The organism is Metabacillus indicus, from assembly GCF_046603695.1.
GTDB lineage: Bacteria > Bacillota > Bacilli > Bacillales > Bacillaceae > Bacillus_P > Bacillus_P indicus.
This window is the reverse complement of record NZ_CP176757.1, coordinates 2,010,829-2,028,255: the sequence shown is the minus strand read 5'-3', so window position 1 is coordinate 2,028,255 and position 17,427 is coordinate 2,010,829. Positions and strand designations below refer to the sequence as shown.

The 17,427-nt window shown below is 42.7% G+C and carries 14 protein-coding genes; 6 read left to right on the top strand and 8 right to left on the bottom strand.

The window, feature by feature from the left end:
* Positions 1 to 68 precede the first annotated feature (68 nt).
* The 4 genes from ACK1LH_RS10155 (at position 69) to ACK1LH_RS10140 (ending at position 3,951) form a co-directional block, all read left to right on the top strand.
* Entirely contained in the window at positions 69 to 857 is a 789-nt protein-coding gene (locus ACK1LH_RS10155) for a nucleotidyltransferase domain-containing protein (RefSeq protein WP_411335023.1), read from the top strand.
* 129 nt (positions 858 to 986) lie between these two features.
* Positions 987 to 1,949 carry a helix-turn-helix transcriptional regulator gene (locus ACK1LH_RS10150; RefSeq protein ID WP_411335022.1) on the top strand — a complete coding sequence of 321 codons (963 nt, stop codon included), beginning with the start codon at positions 987 to 989 and terminating at the stop codon, positions 1,947 to 1,949.
* A gap of 74 nt (positions 1,950 to 2,023) precedes the next feature.
* Positions 2,024 to 2,656 carry a type 1 glutamine amidotransferase family protein gene (locus ACK1LH_RS10145; RefSeq protein WP_029281061.1) on the top strand — a complete coding sequence of 211 codons (633 nt, stop codon included), beginning with the start codon at positions 2,024 to 2,026 and terminating at the stop codon, positions 2,654 to 2,656.
* 356 nt (positions 2,657 to 3,012) lie between these two features.
* A complete protein-coding gene (locus ACK1LH_RS10140; RefSeq protein ID WP_411335021.1) occupies positions 3,013 to 3,951 on the top strand; it encodes an LAGLIDADG family homing endonuclease in 939 nt (312 codons plus the stop codon).
* A 578-nt stretch (positions 3,952 to 4,529) separates the two neighbouring features.
* Here the strand turns inward: ACK1LH_RS10140 and ACK1LH_RS10135 are convergent.
* Complete coding sequence (locus ACK1LH_RS10135) at positions 4,530 to 5,351, bottom strand: glycerophosphodiester phosphodiesterase (RefSeq protein ID WP_029565684.1); 822 nt, start codon at positions 5,349 to 5,351, stop codon at positions 4,530 to 4,532.
* Positions 5,352 to 5,559: 208 nt separating this feature from the next.
* Between ACK1LH_RS10135 and ACK1LH_RS10130 the strand changes: the two genes are divergently transcribed.
* Positions 5,560 to 6,549 (top strand): hypothetical protein, encoded by a 990-nt coding sequence (locus tag ACK1LH_RS10130; protein WP_411335020.1) that lies wholly within the window; start codon positions 5,560 to 5,562, stop codon positions 6,547 to 6,549.
* Positions 6,550 to 6,591: 42 nt separating this feature from the next.
* Here ACK1LH_RS10130 and cydC read toward each other — a convergent pair whose 3' ends face one another.
* The 6 genes from cydC to ACK1LH_RS10100 form a co-directional block, all read right to left on the bottom strand.
* Complete coding sequence (gene cydC / locus ACK1LH_RS10125) at positions 6,592 to 8,304, bottom strand: thiol reductant ABC exporter subunit CydC (protein WP_411335018.1); 1,713 nt, start codon at positions 8,302 to 8,304, stop codon at positions 6,592 to 6,594.
* Positions 8,301 to 10,028 (bottom strand): thiol reductant ABC exporter subunit CydD, encoded by a 1,728-nt coding sequence (gene cydD / locus ACK1LH_RS10120; RefSeq protein ID WP_411335017.1) that lies wholly within the window; start codon positions 10,026 to 10,028, stop codon positions 8,301 to 8,303. The genes cydC and cydD overlap by 4 nt, the downstream gene beginning before the upstream one ends.
* Positions 10,029 to 10,078: 50 nt before the next feature.
* On the bottom strand, positions 10,079 to 10,183 hold the full coding sequence (cydS, locus tag ACK1LH_RS10115; protein ID WP_407656354.1) for a cytochrome bd oxidase small subunit CydS: 105 nt from the start codon (positions 10,181 to 10,183) through the stop codon (positions 10,079 to 10,081).
* Positions 10,184 to 10,193: 10 nt separating this feature from the next.
* Positions 10,194 to 11,207: a cytochrome d ubiquinol oxidase subunit II gene (locus ACK1LH_RS10110; RefSeq protein WP_203290197.1), complete on the bottom strand. Its 1,014-nt coding sequence runs from the start codon at positions 11,205 to 11,207 to the stop codon at positions 10,194 to 10,196.
* Between the two features lie 11 nt (positions 11,208 to 11,218).
* Positions 11,219 to 12,550, bottom strand: coding sequence for a cytochrome ubiquinol oxidase subunit I (locus ACK1LH_RS10105; protein WP_411335016.1), 1,332 nt, complete (start codon positions 12,548 to 12,550; stop codon positions 11,219 to 11,221).
* 361 nt (positions 12,551 to 12,911) lie between these two features.
* The gene (locus ACK1LH_RS10100; protein WP_029281077.1) at positions 12,912 to 14,321 is read right to left on the bottom strand and encodes an alanine/glycine:cation symporter family protein; all 1,410 of its coding nucleotides are present in this window, start codon (positions 14,319 to 14,321) and stop codon (positions 12,912 to 12,914) included.
* Positions 14,322 to 14,504: 183 nt separating this feature from the next.
* On the opposite strand from ACK1LH_RS10100, the gene ACK1LH_RS10095 reads away from it, so the two are divergent.
* Positions 14,505 to 14,813, top strand: coding sequence for a hypothetical protein (locus tag ACK1LH_RS10095; RefSeq protein WP_029565677.1), 309 nt, complete (start codon positions 14,505 to 14,507; stop codon positions 14,811 to 14,813).
* Between the two features lie 190 nt (positions 14,814 to 15,003).
* Here ACK1LH_RS10095 and parC read toward each other — a convergent pair whose 3' ends face one another.
* Positions 15,004 to 17,427, bottom strand: coding sequence for a DNA topoisomerase IV subunit A (parC, locus tag ACK1LH_RS10090; RefSeq protein WP_029565676.1), 2,424 nt, complete (start codon positions 17,425 to 17,427; stop codon positions 15,004 to 15,006).

Here is a 17,427-nt window from a genome sequence, read left to right as displayed (position 1 = left end):
CTTTTTTTGTTTCCATCTCTTTCCTTTTAAGGTGTATACTATTAACAAACACATAAGGAGAAACAGCAATGAGAGAACAAATTCTTGAGGTTTTACTTGATATAGAGGAAACAAATGATGTTAAAATCCTCTATGCCTGTGAATCAGGCAGCAGGGCATGGGGATTCCCTTCAAAGGACAGTGATTATGACGTACGGTTTCTTTACATACACAAGCCCGAGCATTATTTAAGCATTGATCCGGTCGGAGGCGGTTCAAACCGTGATGTGATTGAAAGACCTATCAATAATCTTCTTGATGTGTCTGGCTGGGATCTGACAAAAGCGCTGAAGCTATTCAGGAAATCCAATCCGCCGCTCATGGAATGGATGAAGTCACCGATTGTCTATTATCAATCTTATTCAGCCCTTGAGCGCATGGCTGAGATCCAGGACAGCGTTTTTACCCCGCAGTCTGCGATGTATCATTATTTGAACATGGCAAGCGGGAATTACAGAGACTATCTGCAGGGAAGCACCGTTAAAATCAAAAAGTACTTCTATGTGCTTCGCCCGGTGCTTGCAGCCAAATGGATTGAAGAAAAGAATGAATTTCCGCCGATGGAATTCCAGACTCTACTTGAATTGCTGCCTGAAAGTCCGCTTAAGCAGGAGATTCTTATCCTGCTTGCAAGAAAAATAAAAGGAGACGAACTTGATAAAGAACCTAGAATAGATGTGATCAATTCGTTCCTTGATGCAGAAATAAACCGGCTGAAGCATGCTGCAGAGCAATGGAGAACAGTAAAGAAGGATCCAACTCCCCAATTGAATGAACTTTTCAGGGATATGCTGAAAGAGGTTTGGGATAAGAGATAAAGAGCTCCTGGAAGGGGCTTTTTTCTTGTGTTTAGATAGAAAAGTGCTAAAAATAGGGCGTGAGAACAAATGTTCGTTACAAAAAAAGAACCGGTAATTGAAAAAAATTTCATATAGAGGTGGAATCACATGCCTAAAACTGACAATATGTTAGCCATTCTATGGATGCTTCGCTCAGGTAAAAAAGTGACTGCAAAAGAAATTTCAGAAAAGTTAGAGATGAATATAAGGACTGTGTATCGTTATATTGACACAATTTCAACAAGTGGTGTACCTGTCATTTCAGAACCGGGACATAACGGCGGGTACACTTTATTGAACAACTTTATTGAGGCTCCTCTTTTTTTTGATTCTGAGGAACAAACATCACTCTTTCACGCTAGTGTTTTTGCAGAAGAAGCCGGATATTATGGTGGTGAGGCACTACATAGGGCCATTTCAAAACTGAGGAAATACTCAAATCAAGAGCAGGAAACAAAGATAAACCAGCATGTAACTAGTCTAGAAGTAATAAATCGATTAAGTCCACACTCTATGGAACCTTTTTTGAAAGAGCTGCAGCAGGCCGTAGCTGACGGGTACTCAGTAACTTTTCTTTATTGTAAAAGTGGCGAAAAGCAATTAAATGATCGATTGGTTGATCCGTACAAAATGATTTATTGGAATACTAAATGGTATGTGATTGGATTCTGTCATCTTAGAAATGATCTCCGCAGTTTTAGAGTAGATCGAATGGAAAGTCTAATGCAGTCCGAAAATAAATTTAACCGGCCAGAAAATTTTTCAGCACGGGACTTTTTCACAAAAAGCCTTCTTCCAACGATAGAAGGTAAGGAAGAAATTATTTCCTTGGTTATTAGCGGGGAAAAAAGTGTATTGGCTGATATTTGCCAACATTGGTTTTTAGAGCATTATTTACAAGAACGGACTTCCAATCAAGCCGTCTTTCTTCTTGAAAAAGATGTGCTCCATACATATGTACCTTATTTACTTTTACCGTACAATAAATCAATTCAAGTTATAGAGCCAAGGAGTCTTAAGGAAAGACTGATTGAAGTTCTGACGGAATTAATCGAATTTCATCAAGTTTAATAACTTCCCTGACGCTACCTGTCAGGGAAGTTATTTTATACTGGCACTATCAACTGTGATTGGAGTGTTATTCAATGCAAACAAAAAGAGCTTTTCTCTATGTATTTAATACCATGTCGGACTGGGAATATGGCTATTTAATCGCTGAATTAAACTCAGGAAGATATTTCAAAAAAGATGCAGCACCTTTAAAAATAATGACAGTAGGGGCTAATAAAGAAATGATTACTACAATGGGAGGAATGAGCATAAAACCAGATATCTCCCTTGATGAATGTACACTCGAGGGTAATGACCTTTTAATCTTGCCTGGAGGAACTACTTGGAGTGAAGATATACATCAGCCAATCTTGGAAAGAGTTGGAGTAGCTTTAAAGCTTGGAACGATTGTTGCTGCAATTTGCGGTGCAGTTGAGGGCCTTGCGAACATGGGATACTTAGATGCCAGAAAGCATACAAGTAATAACTTGGAATATACTAAAATGATTTGTCCTAACTATAAAGGTGAAAAGTTCTATGAATTGGGATCTGCGGTATCTGATGAGAATTTAGTTACTGCATCAGGAATAGCTCCTCTGGAATTTGCAATGAAGGTACTGACAAAATTAGATGTATTAACACCAGATGCATTGCAGTCTTGGTATAACCTAAATAAGACTCATCAATCTGAATACTTTTTCCAGTTAATGAATTCGATAAATAAATGAAGGTAATGAAAAGCTCAATTTCTCTGTTTTGAATTGTAGAGAAGTTGGGCTTTTTAATTTGGAATTTCCTTATCGGTGTAAATCCGCATTTTCCTGATGCTATTTCTTATCTTAATGAGCATTATTTCAAACAAGGGAGTCCAACAATGGCGTATCTGCTCCAATTGCTTAACTCAAGCTGATCGCGGTTCATTTGATTATTTTTTGACAGCATCCAAATCACGTCTGTTTTGTTCGACTTCCATAATAAAAAAACTGTCGTTTACATAGAAAAATGCTAAAAATAGACACAAAGAACAAATGTTCGGTATAATAAGAATGAACCGAAAACCATTTGTACTGGAGGCTGTTATGTCGTGTCAGCATCTAAAAACAGGAAATGTTTGCTTGAAAGCGAAGAAGTGATCAGGCTTTACAAAGATGGCAAGAGCACCTCGGAAATCGCCGAACTGGCAGGTGTTACAGCAGGCAGCATACGCAATATTCTTTCAAAACATGACGTTGAAATGCGTCCGAGGGGGAGCTGGAAGAGGAAGTATGTCTTTAATGAGCATTACTTCAAGCAATGGAGTCCAACAATGGCATATTTGCTCGGTTTTTTTGCTGCTGACGGATGCATTCATGATAAGCTGCAGCAAATCAGTATTTCTCAAAAGGAGAGCTATATTTTAAATCTGATTAAAAAAGAACTGAATACCGATCAGCCTCTTGTACAAAACAAAAAAACTGGGGTGTTTATATTAAATCTGAACAGCAAAATAATGAAATCCGATCTGATTGATTTACACGGTTTTACTTCTAATAAGTCCGGATCTGTTAAATTCCCTTATGTACCAGAAGAGTACATAAGTCATTTTATTAGAGGGTATTTTGATGGAGATGGGTACGTGAATCATGAAAAGAAACAAATAAGCTTTGTTAGCGGATCAAAAGAGTTTATCTTTAGTTTAAATGATTTACTTGAAGAGAATGGTTTTGAACCCTTTTTGATTCATAAGGAAAATATCAGCAGACTTTTTCTAACTGGTGCAAGAACCATTCAAATGTTCGGAGAATGGATTTACAGGAATAAAACCATATATTTAACAAGGAAATTTAACGAGTTTAGATTAGATGAAATTCCTTTAGAACAATTAAATGATCGGCCTCTTAAAATGACAAAAACAGCAGTGAACGAACGTCTAAAATTGTTTAAAAAGCTTAACGAACAAAATAAATCAATAGAAGAAATCTGCAGCATCCTACATGTAAAACCGCAAACAATTAAGAACTGGAGAACAAAATACAATATATAAATGTAGAAAGAGGTGATTCTGACCTCTTTTTAATTAACAATTGTCCGGTTTACATAATATAAATTATAGACAGCTACATATAAAGTGTTATTTCCAGTCTCAAATAACAAGTAAACTTAAGTGAATGAGACAGAAAGAAAAAATAACGTCTTTGACTCATTGTATCTGCTGCACACATTTCTCTTTAAATTCATAAGATTTTTTCTGCAAATCACTACAATATTTCAATTAATGCAATTCACATATGTTTTAAGCATATTTTCAGCTGATGTTATATTTTCGTTGGATTTAAGCTCTTGATTATGCACGTTATTTAATGAGCTAATTCCAAGTATCTCTTCTTTAATTCCAGCTCAGTTTACATAACATTTTTATGATTGAATTGTTTCTTCTGGTGCTTTTTACAACTTGCTGACGCCTTTAAACTAATGGTTTTCATCTCTCTTGGCTAGAGTCAATTTAAACTGATTATTTAGAACATTGTTTTATTAGTTTTTATAATCTGCACACCCTTCCAGCTGTTTTTTCTGCTAAAGCAAAAAACCGGCCTCTTTTCTTTAGAGAGCCGGCTAATCTTCTTACTTTCTTGGATCAACATAGTCAGGATAATCCGTAATGATTCCGTCTACACCCATCTCAAGCAGAAAATCGGCTGTTTCCTGTGTGCGAACGGTCCAGGACTGGATTTTCATGCCTTTTTCATGCACATTTGCTACTAAATCCTTCGAAACGATGCCGTAGTTTGGGTTAAAGTAGTCTGCATATGTACTGAATTCATTCAGAGCCGTATCAGTTGTATGAAGTATGGATGATGTCAGCACGCCGATTGGTACTTTAGGCAGCAAGGCATCCATCTTTTTCATCGAGTCAAAGTTAAACGACTGAACAATGATCTTTTCATTTTGGGGCTTGTCCATGTTGCGTTCTTGAAGCTCTTCAGCTACTTTTTCTTCAATTCCCGGATAAAGCTCAGGTGCTTTGAGCTCAATTAAGATGCCGGTTTTGCCTCTGTAGCGGTCAAGAATTTCATCAAAGGTGGGGATTTTTTCTCCGGTAAATTCTTCGCCCTTCCAGCTGCCTGCATCAAGCCTGCTGAGCTCATCGTATGTAAGATCCTTCACTTTACCGCTTCCGTCTGTCGTCCGGTCTACTGTAGTGTCATGAATAATGACCAGTTCGCCGTCTTTAGACTGCTGCACGTCAATCTCAATATAGTCGGCTTTCATTTCTACCGCTTTGTCAAAAGCTGCAATCGTGTTTTCAGGAGCATAGCCAGACGCACCCCTGTGTGCAACATTTTCAACTTTTACTGCTGAAGCATCCGCTGCTGTCGGCTGCAGCAGCGGCCCTCCAAGCAACATGATAGCCATTCCCGCTCCGGCTGCCCATTTTTTCATCATTCCATCGTCTCCTTCTTCTTATGTCTCATATTCACAACTTTTACTTTACTGGATGATTATGTATGCCGTATAAACATGCTGTGTCAGATTCTTATCAAACAGATAAAGATTTCTGGGAAATTTATCATGGTTTTCTTTACATACAAGTATTGGAAATCCCCTGGCCGCAATGAACGTGATACACTCATGTCAGAGAGGAGTGAACACAATGATGAAGTATGTGCTTTTGCTCTTATCCATCCCTATTCTGTTAAGCCTTGACCCGCTTGTTTATGATTCAGACTATCATGCAAGCTATCAATCTCCGGAGGGTATTATGTTTGTAAGCTACAGCGAAAAATGGGATGAAGAAAATTTGAAAGAACTATATAAAGAATTGATTCAAAATAAACACGGAAAAGAAATTTCTCTCCTCCAGGAAGTGCGAATTCAAGGTGGTTCTTTAAACGGTTCAGCGGCAAAAGGAAGATTTAGCGCGTTAACAGACACGATTACTCTCTATCATGGCGACAAACAAACCGATGCCTCCTCCTACAGAGATACTCTCTCACATGAATACGGGCATCATTTTGCCTATCACTATATAAAAAGCCATCACTTTCCATTATCTGAGTGGAGCAAACTCAGAGGTCTTGAAGATGCCCCTGTACGGTGGGATGCTTTTTGGAATTATTCAGATGGAGATCATATGTGGTATCCGCAGGAAATTATGGCTGATGACTATGTGCTGTTGTACGGTTCAGGAAGAAAAACGAGCAAAAGCGATGTTCTATCAAGTAATGAGCCCTTCTATCAAATGACACAGCATGAAAACAAGGAGCTTCCTAATGTGCTTGAGAACAAAAAGCTGATTGCTTATCTTGAAAAAGAAACAGGCATAAAGGCTGACCGTGACAGAATTCTTACAGGGCCTGAATTAAAAACGATTCAAAAAGATAAAATCACCTTTGCTGCTTCCGATCAATCACAGGTTGCCTTCAAAGCACAAATCACTTATTTCCAGGATGGAGTTAAACTGGCATCAGATGAGAAGCTGTTTATTGCCTCTAGTGGTGCTGAAACGTTTACTATCCCGCTAAATGATGCTGCGTCAAGCTTTGAAGTTACTTTTGAAATACTTGATTTACAGACCTCTGTCGGTTTTGAAACGCCTCCAGAGAAGTTCCAAGAAGACAGCCTGCTGTCGAAAGTACAGTAGGACGCAAAAAATCCCTCTCATAACCGAGAGGGATTTTATCTTTTATACGAGTACTTCTTGTTCAATTTGCTTCAAACCGTAAAAATAACCTTTTCTCCTCATGAGTTCTTCATAAGGTCCCTTTTCAAGAATGCGCCCCTGATCCATAACAATGATCTGGTCCATCTTCTCAAGGCCTGTCAGACGGTGACTGACGAGAATGAGTGTTTGATTCCGGGCATGCTCAAACAATGTGTTATGAATACTCTGCTCTGACAGTAGATCCATTGAAGCTGTTGGTTCATCAAGCAGCCACAGACCCTCTTTCTTCAGCAGGATTCTTGCGATGGCAAGCTTCTGTTTTTCACCGCCTGACAGGTTATCGCCTTTTTCAAGAACAAGATCATCAAGCCGCTTGTTCTCAAGGCCTGCCTCCTTCAATGCGTGAAGCAGATCTGCGTCCTCTGCTTCTTCTTTGACAGCGATCAGCAGATTTTCACGGATGGTTCCGTAAAAAAAGTGATTGTCCTGCAGAACAATATTGCATCCTTCCCAGAGGCTCTCACTGATGATGTCAGCAAGCGGCTTTTCATTCAAAGTAATTTCTCCAGATTCCGGTTCGTACATTTTCATTAACAGCATCAGCAGCGTCGATTTTCCGGAACCGGATGGTCCGACAACGGCCGTTTTTGAACCTTGCGGAAACGCGACAGTAACACCTTTTAGACCGGAACCCGCTGCGCCGTAAGAATAATGAACATTCTTTACGTGAATAGAGAACCCATCCTGTGTGATGTCATCCTGCTTCTTTTCTTCCTGTAAGACCGGTTCTTCCGGGAATGAGTACAATCTTTTAGAAGCGCGCCTGCTCTCCTCGTAATAAACTGGAAAGGCAGCCATCGGAACAGCAAACTCAAATACATTGAGAGAAATCATCACAAGCATGGCAAGATACAGACCGTTCAGCTCACCCGCTGCTGCCTGATAAGCTCCAAGTGCTAAAATCCCGCAGTTTATGAGGACCGTAATGGCCGTATTGATGGATTGTGTCTGATTCACCCTGTTATCTAATTGCGCCTGCTTATCGGCCAGTATGTCAGAAAGCCTGCTGAGCTTTTCCACTTTTTCTGCTGTCTGGCCATAGATTTTTAAATCTCTGTACCCATAGTAAAATTCAGCCGCTTCTGATGAGAACAGGCTTCTCATATCCCGGACAGAGTCATCCCATTTTTTTTGACGATAAGCAAAGTATGCCGGGATCACCATTCCTGTCAGCACCATACCCGCTAAAAGCATCATGGCAATCGGGATGGAGTAAAACGATACAAAAGCAATCGTGCTTAAAAAGACAAACAGAAAGACAACCGGCGGATAAAACACCCTCAAGAAAAAGTTCTGCAGGTTCTCTACATCTCCGACAATCCTTGAAAGCAAATCACCGCTCCGGTACGTATTGAAAATCCTCGGGACCATTGGTTCCAGTTTTTCGTAAAAAGAGGCGCGCACATCCTTCAAAATGGTAAAGGTTGCCCTGTGGGAGACAAGTCTCTCTGCATATCTGCTGAGTGCTCTCGCAATACCCGCAAGCTTAAGTAGCGCGAGCATAACTGTCAGTGTGTAAAGAGGCGGCAGCAGAGCGGCTTTTGATATTAGGTAGCCGCTTGATGCAAATAAGGCAATTCCTGTTATACCTGCAAGGAAGCCCAATAAGACGGTAAGCCATATATCCCTTTTTTCATTCCACATTAAACGCACGATATGAGAAATGTCTTTCACTTGGCCGCCGCCTCCTTTCCTTGCATATGAAACATGCTGCTGTAAGACTCGGAACGGTCCAGCAGTTCCAAATGAGTGCCCCGGGCAGCGAGTCTTCCGTTTTCCATATAATAAATAACGTCTGCATCTTTAATTGTATATAGCCTGTGAGCCACTGTAATCACGGTCGCGAATTCCCCGAGCTCTTTTATCGACTGCTGGAGAATCTTTTCTGTATGAAGGTCAAGGCCTGTAGTTGGTTCATCAAACAGGATAAATGCAGGTTTTTTCAGAAATGCCCTTGCAAGAGCAAGTCGTTGCTTTTCTCCTCCGGAAAGACCCCTTCCCCCTTCGCCGATGAACGTATCAAACCCGTGTTCAAGAGATTCAATCATGGAAGCAAGACCCGCTTTGCGGGCGGCATCCTCAATTTCCTGACGGCCCGCACTTTTCCTCTGACCAATGGCTATGTTTTCTGCGATTGTCCCGGAGAAGATATGCGGATGCTGAGAGATGTAAGCCATGCTACCAAACCAGCTCATTTCATCATAAGCTCCGCGCTCTTTTCCATTAATCGTCATTTCGCCTTCATCAGGCTGGATCAGTCCGCCGATGATATGAAGCAGGGTCGTCTTGCCTGAACCGTTTCTCCCGACAATTGCTGCTTTTTCAAACGGTTTAAGGTGAACATCAATGTCCTTCAAGGCAAATGAACTGTTCTTATATGAGTAAGAAGCCTTTCGCAGATGAAGCTCAGGCGGACCATCACCAAGCTTCTGATTTCCCCATTCTAAAGCAACATCCCGCTCATCAAGCTCCTCCGCAATCAGCTTCGCAGCACCCATGCTTCCTCTTCCTGCATGAAAAGCACTTCCATAATCTTTTAGAAGCAGGTAGAAATCAGGAACAAGTATGAGAATAAAGAAGGCAGAAAAGAATGTCACAGTCTGAAAAACAACAATCTGCAGGCCAAGTTCAAAGGCAATCAGTCCAATGCTGAGCATTGAAATAAACTCCAAGGAGAGCGCTGAAAGAAATGCCACCTTCAAAACCTGCATCGTGGCGTCACGGATTTCAAGGCTGCTCTCTGCGATCTTTTCTTTCTGCTCTTTTGAACGTCCGAACACCTTCAGCGTCACAAGCCCCTGAAGAACATCAAGAAAATGGCCGGAAAATTGCGAGAGCCTCTCCATCTGCTGCTCTGCCTTATCCTTGCTCTTCCTGCCTGCAAGTGCCATGGCAAGCGGAATAAAGGGGGCTGTTACAAGCAGAATGATGCCGGAATAAACATGCTGTGTAAACACGGCAGCGGCCATCATCAGCGGAATGATTCCCGTCTGGATCATCTGGGGAATATAGGTGCTGAAATAAGGCGAGATTTCATCTGCGGCATCCAGCAGAACGTTTACTTTTCTGCCGGTCTGTCCGCCCGAAGAGCTCAAAACAGATTCTTTGGACATCTTTTGGAGAAGCAATGACCGAACATCCTTCTTAACAGCTGCCGCTAATGAAACCCCGGTTTTGTTGCCGAAATACATAAATCCTGCTCTGCATAGAGACACGGCGAGCAAAATAAATAGATCAGGAACAACTTCCCGGAACGGCGCATCGTTTAAAAAGACGGCGTCTGTCACACTGACGAACAGCCACGCCTGTGCAATAATGGCTGCACCTGTTAATGCAGCATGCACCCGGAGTAGCCAGATATGTTTTTTATGGTTTGAAGTTAAATGTTTCAGCTGCATGACACGGACTCCTTTATGCGTCTTAAGCCTGTTATTAGCCTTTGCACATTTTATTTTTCATAGGGCTCTTTTGCGTAAGCACCCCAGACAAATAATCCTGTAACGGTCACTGCGACAATTAGAACCGGTGCCACCATGATCAAAAATGTCTGCATGGTATCCCTCCTATTTTTTGCCTTTCACATAATCGTTATCAAAAAGGAACAGCCTCATCAGCAAGTATAAAGACGGTACTAAAAGCATCAATCCTGCGATAAAAGCAAGGATAAGCGCCAGTGCCATCGTGTCGTTTGTAAAGCTTGTGTAGATCGTGACGTACGGATAAAGCACATACGGCAAATGGGATGCCCCGTACCCGTAAAATGCCGCCGCAAACTGCAGCATGACCAAGATGAACGAAACGCCCAAACGCTTCTTTTTCCAGATCAGATACACGGCACCAGCAAAAAATAAAAGGGATAATCCGAAGAGCCAGGACATATCCAGCATCCGCTGAAAATGATCCGGATTATGCTCTCTTAGGGACACAAATACAAGCAAGCTTGCAAGAATAGTCGGGCCGCTCCAGAACAGCGCATATTTGCGCAGAAGGCTGAAGGCACTGCTGTCTCCCGCTTTATGAGAATAAAACGTCAGAAAGCTTGCAGAGATATACAGCACGCTTACAATCGCCAGAAAGACTACGGCCCACGCATACGTGCTCGTAAAGAGCTCTGCATAATTCAGCTGCACCTCATCCCCGCTGACGTCAATAAAGCCGCCTTCAGACAGTGTAAGCACAACAGATAGTGATGCCGGAATCAGCAGGCCTGTCGCGCCATATAAAAACTGATACCAGAGATTTTCTCGGTTTCCGTAGTGATGAAACGCATAATACGAACCGCGCAGTGCAATCAGAATGATGGCAATGCTCCCTGGCACAAGTAAGGCTGTACCGTAGTAGAAGGCAAGCGACGGGAAAAATCCGACCAGTCCGATGTAGAAGAAAATCAGAAATACATTCGTCACTTCCCAGACCGGAGACAAATACCGGTTAATCACTTTTTTTACAATCGGCCCCCGTCCTGTCAGTGCAGAATAGTAATTAAAAAAGCCTGCACCAAAATCAATGGACGCGACAATAAGGTAACCGTACAAAAATGTCCAGAGCACGGTAATTCCAATCAGTTCATAATCCATCTTGTCCTCTCCTATTTCATTCCTAATTTTTCAAGCTCGCGTTCAGCAGGATTTGCTTTAAATGTGCGGCGAAGCACAGCTGCTGCCGAGACAGCAAGCACCGCGTACAGGGCGATGAACAAATACAGCATGATATCAACATAGCCTGACGTTGTCGCACCTTCCGCCGTTGTCATGTAGCCTCTTAGGATCCACGGCTGTCTACCTTCTTCCGTAAAGAACCATCCCGCTTCGATCGCAAGCATGGCAAGAGGACCAGTGCTGACAATCAGCCATAAAAGGACCCGGTTCAGCTCATTTGACTTCTTCCGCCACTTCATGACCATGAACACGAAGGATACAAGCGCCAAAAACATGCCGATTCCGACCATCAGATCAAAGAAATAATGGACGACAAACGGAGGCCATTCTTCTTCCGGAAACTCTTCAAGTCCCGTAACCTCTGCATCAGGCGTTCCGTGGGCAAGAATGCTCAAAGCATACGGAATCTCAAGTGCATATTTGACCTCGTTGTTTTCATCGAGTATTCCTCCGAGAATTAAAGAAGCTTCCTCCGCTGTTTCAAAATGCCATTCAGCAGCAGCCAGTTTTTCCGGCTGGTATTCTGCTAAATATTTTCCTGATAAGTCACCAATGACGGCCGTACTTATTGCACAGACAAAAGCTACAGTCATGGAGAGACTTAGTGCTTTTTTGTAATACACATGCTCTCTGCCCCTGAGAATCATAAATGCGGCAATCGCTGCCAGCACGCAGGCAGATGTTAAATAAGCCGAAGACAGCACATGCGCCATTTTTGTCGGCGTTGCAGGGTTAAACATCGCAAGCAAAGGATTAACGCCTTTCAGAACTCCGTTTTCCATCGTAAATCCTAGCGGAGCGTTCATAAAGGCATTTACTGTTGTGATAAAGAAACCGGAAAGCGTCGCTCCGAGAGCCACCGGGATCAGCAGCAGCAAATGGTAGATTTTCTTTTTGAAGCGGTCCCATGTATAAAGGTAGATGCCAAGAAAAATAGCTTCAAAGAAAAAAGCGAAGGTTTCCAAAAACAGCGGCAGACTGATTGTCTGACCGGCAACCTGCATAAAATTCGGCCACAGCAGACTTAGCTGAAGGGCTATTGCCGTTCCTGTTACAACCCCTACAGCAACTGTGATGATGTAGCCCCTCGCCCATCTTCTTGCAAGCAGATGATAATGGCCATCGTTCCTTCTGATGCCGATCCACTCTGCAAGAGCAATGAGCAGCGGCACACCGACTCCAAGTGTGGAAAAAATCGTGTGAAATGCAAGTGTCAATCCTGTCAAAATTCTGCTGTATAATACCGGATCATACTCAAACAATCTTCCTTCCCCCTTACATCACGCAATGTATAGCAGTTTACCCATTCTTTTCCTCTAATCAGGATAATCAAAACAAATGTTTGTGAATGTTTTCACATACAAGATTGGAATGAACTGCTTCTATTGATTAGTTTAGCCCAAATTCATCCGCAGGACGATAGAAATCATGAAATCGATAAAGTTTGTTCACATTTTCACAAACTCTTCGCCATTTACACAGCAGGACATTTGACAAAGCCCCTTATTCCTTCTAAATAAAAATTGGCTTGCTCTTAGTCTGCAGGCCTACTCTTTTCAAAAGAAAAAGCACACCGTTCAAAAACTGAAAGGTGTGCTTTTTCTTATGTTTCTTATTCAGGGGTTAAACCTCATCGTCTTCCCAGCATTCTGTATGTTTTAGCCCTTTAATGGAGCTTGCTTTAAATACAGGATTTTTGCCTTCTTTTCGCTGACGGCTGTAATCTTTCAGGACAGCGAAAGCAATTTTTGAAAGGATGGCAATGGCGATCAGGTTCGTAACTGCCATAAGACCCATAAACAGGTCAGCCATATCCCAGATTAGCTGGAAGCCTGATACAGAACCGAAAATAACCATACCGACTACAGCTAAACGGTAGATAAAAAGAACCGTCTTGCTTCCGTTAAGAAACTCAATATTTGTTTCCCCGTAGTAGTAATTTCCGATAACCGAACTGAATGCGAACAGCAGAATTGCTACAGCAAGGAACGTACCTGCCCAGTCTCCTATATGTGACTGAAGGGCTGCCTGCGTGATCTGTATTCCATCAAGCGAAGAATCCGGAGTCGTGTCAAACAGCAGGATCAGGAACGCTGTCGTGCTGCAAATGATAATCGTGTCGAAGAAGACACCGAGAGTCTGAATGAAGCCTTGTTTAACAGGATGCGAAACGTTTGCCGTAGCGGCAGCATTCGGTGCACTACCCATACCCGCTTCATTCGAGAACAGTCCTCTCTTAATGCCATTCTCAACAGCAGCTCCAATACCGCCGCCGACTGCCTGCTCAAATCCGAATGCGTTGGCAAAAATAACACCAATAACTGCCGGCACCTCAGTAATGTTCATAATCACAACAACAAGCGCAACGCCTATGTAAATAAGGGCCATGACAGGTACTATAATTTGAGTAGCAGCGGCTATCCGCTTAAGTCCTCCAAAAATAATGATGGCCGTGAAGACCGCAAGGATGATAGCCATGACGGTTTTATCAATTTGAAAGGCACTGTCAAATGCAAGAGCGATTGTATTGGCCTGAACAGCATTGAAAATCAGACCAAAGCATAATGTAATTAAAACGGCAAAAAAGATGCCCATCCATCTGGCGTTCAGCGCTTTTTCCATATAGTAAGCGGGTCCGCCGCGGAACTGATCTCCGTCTTTTACTTTATATACCTGAGCGAGAGTGCTTTCTACAAAGCTTGAAGCCATTCCGACCAGCGCAATCAGCCACATCCAGAAAACCGCTCCCGGTCCTCCGACGGCAATGGCAATAGCTACTCCAGCTAAGTTACCGGTGCCAACCCTTGACGCTGCACTGATAAAGAATGCCTGCAGAGATGAAATGCCTCTTTTTCCTTCTTTGGATACCATTGCAGGTTCCTTTAAAAGCCTGAACATTTCACCAAAGTAGCGGAACTGGACAAATCCTGATCGGACTGTGAAATACAAACCAAGTCCTACAAGCATATAGATCAGCAAGTATGACCACAAAATTGTATTCCCGCCGGAAATTATTCCATTTAAAAAATCCATATAAAACCTCCGAAGTAAAGAATTTTCTGAATTAATGTCAGGTTTTCTAACATTCCAAAGATAAAGTATATCAGAAATTGTCGATTTGCACAGTAAAAACGAAAAAAGTTTCCACTGTTCGAATCCGCTATAATGCGTTATGATTATGTATATTCGATTGCACGACTTAAAAGGAGGAATGTTATGAGACACACGATGTTTCTATTTCTCATTGCCCTTCTCCTGACCGGGGTTTCGCCGCATGTGCAGCATCATCCCGTAAAGACGCCGGCTTTTGACGTTGAAGAACATGTTCAGCTGTTTTCAGCGGATAAAGCTGAATACGAGAAAATGCCTTTCAGCATGGACCAAAGCGAGTCAAGCTTGGTACCTGTATTTTTAGCGGCCGCGGTGATTGCTGCTTTGTCAGCTTCAGCAGGCCTGTTAAAGAAATTTCTGCTGTCTGTTTTTTACCAGTCCTCCTATTATGGCCATACATCGCTAAGACCCTAGAATCTTTAAAAAAGGAGGGAATTGCGATGTTTTGGATGAGACTTATTATGGTGACTGGTTTTTCATTAACAGCCTTCAGTCTATTTTTGTATCAGGGAATTGAGATTATGCACGCGTTTACTGAATACTTCTCTAAAAATAAATAAGACGCAAAAAAGACATCCCTTTTATTTTAGGGATGTCTTTTCATTTATTGGGTGACCGGCACCCAGACTTCTTTAACTGACCCTGAGTCTCCTTCATCGATAAAGAAGGATCCGTTGCTGTATCTGTCATTTGCGCGCAGCTGTGCTGCGTGAACTTCTTCTGTATGCCCTTTTTCTGTCTTCAGCATCAGTTTGCTGGACGGATCGACAAGGTGCATGCCAACGACTCTGTGAGGATTGTTCTTCAGCTCTCTCAGCATGATTAATCCGCGCTTGGCTCTTGAAGTCTTTTCAAATTCTTTAAGCGACATTTTCTTTGCAGCGCCGCGCTGTGTGACAATGACAACCTGCGGAATGTCTCCTGCTGGGAAAACCGCAGCGCCTGCTACTGTATCTCCCTCTTTTAAATTCATTCCTTTTACTCCTGCCGCTCTTGCACCGACAATGCTGACTTCTTCTTCAGCAAACCACAAACCGTATCCGAACTGCGTTGCTAAAAACAGATCATCGTTTCCGGATGTCATAAATACATTGACTAACTCGTCATCGCCTTTAAGATTGACAGCCATTAACGCTTTTGAGTACCGCTGGGCCTTATACAATTTCAGTTCGGTTTTCTTGACCATCCCGTTCTTTGTGACAAAGAGCAGGTACTGCGCGGCTTCAAAATCTTTAACAGGCATGGCCTTAATCAGCTGTTCATCCCGCTCCAGGCTGACAAGATTGGCAATATGCTGGCCGAGGTCCTTCCAGCGGATGTCAGGAATTTCATGCACCGGACAGTATATATAATTGCCCTTGCTTGTGAACAGCAGAATGGTTTCGGTAGTATTTATGTCAAATTTCCCGAGCAGTCTGTCTGTTTCTTTCATGCCGAAATCCTGGCCGTTTGATGCTGAGTATGAACGGCTGCTCGTACGTTTGATATAGCCGTCCTTCGTTACTGTAACAATGACGTCTTCTGACGGAATCATCACTTCAAGATTGATTTTTATTTCCTGTATCTCATGCTGAATGACAGAGCGTCTATCATCGGCATAAGTTTTTTTGATTTTTTTCAAATCCGTTTTAATCACCTGATACAGTTTTTTCTCATTGTTCAGGATCTCAAGAAGCTGTGCTATTTTTTCATCAAGCTCTTTCGCTTCGTTTTGAAGAGCCGTGATGTCCGTGTTTGTTAACCGGTAAAGCTGAAGGGATACTATAGCTTCAGCCTGAATTTCCGTGAACGCAAACTTTGCAATTAAGTTATCCTTTGCATCCCGCTTGTCCTTGGATGCCCTGATAACAGCAATCACCTCATCGAGGATAGACAGGGCTTTAATGAGTCCCTCGACGATATGCTGGCGCTCTCTTGCCTTTTCAAGATCGTATTTGGAGCGGTTTGTAATGACTTCCTTCTGATGCGAAATATATGCATCAAGAATCGCAGGCAGCGTCATGAGTGTCGGGCGTCTGTTATGTATGGCCACCATATTAAAATTATAAGGAACCTGCAGGTCGCTGTTTTTGTACAGGTAATTCAGAATTCCCTGTGCATCAGCGTCTTTTTTCAGTTCGACGACAATCCTCATTCCGGTCCGGTCTGTTTCGTCACGCACCTCGGCAATACCGTCAAGCTTTCGCTCAATCCTGAACTCGTCCATGCGCTTCACAAGGTTTGCCTTATTCACTTCAAATGGAATTTCTGTAATGACAATCTGCTGTTTGCCGCCCCTGACGCTCTCAATCTCTGCTTTTCCGCGGATAATGACTTTCCCTTTACCCGTTTCATACGCTTTCTTAATGCCGTCAATTCCCTGGATAATGCCTCCGGTCGGAAAATCGGGGCCATTTATGACAGTCATCAACTCGTCAACGGTGCAATCCGGTTTGTCAATGCGTTTCATCACAGCATCAATGACCTCTCCAAGATGGTGAGGCGGAATGTCTGTTGCATAACCCGCTGATATCCCCGTGGACCCGTTTACAAGGAGGTTTGGATACATGGCAGGCAGAACAAGCGGTTCACTGCTTGTATCATCAAAGTTCGGCACAAATTCGACTGTGCGTTTTTCGATGTCCCTTAGCAGCTCAGATGCAATTGGTGAGAGACGCGCCTCTGTATAACGCATCGCAGCAGGCGGGTCACCGTCGTTGCTTCCGTTGTTGCCGTGCATCTCAATCAGGAGATTGCGCACTTTCCAGTCCTGGCTCATCCTCACCATTGCATCATAAACAGATGTGTCTCCGTGAGGATGATAATTGCCGATTACATTACCGACCGTTTTTGCTGATTTTCTGAAGTTTTTATCGTTTGTATTACCGTCAACATGCATGGCATACAGAATTCTGCGCTGTACAGGCTTCAGACCGTCACGGGCATCAGGCAGCGCTCTGTCCTGTATGATGTATTTGCTGTAGCGGCCGAACCTGTCACCTATCACATCTTCAAGAGGGAGATCGCGGTATTTTTCTTGTTGTGTCAT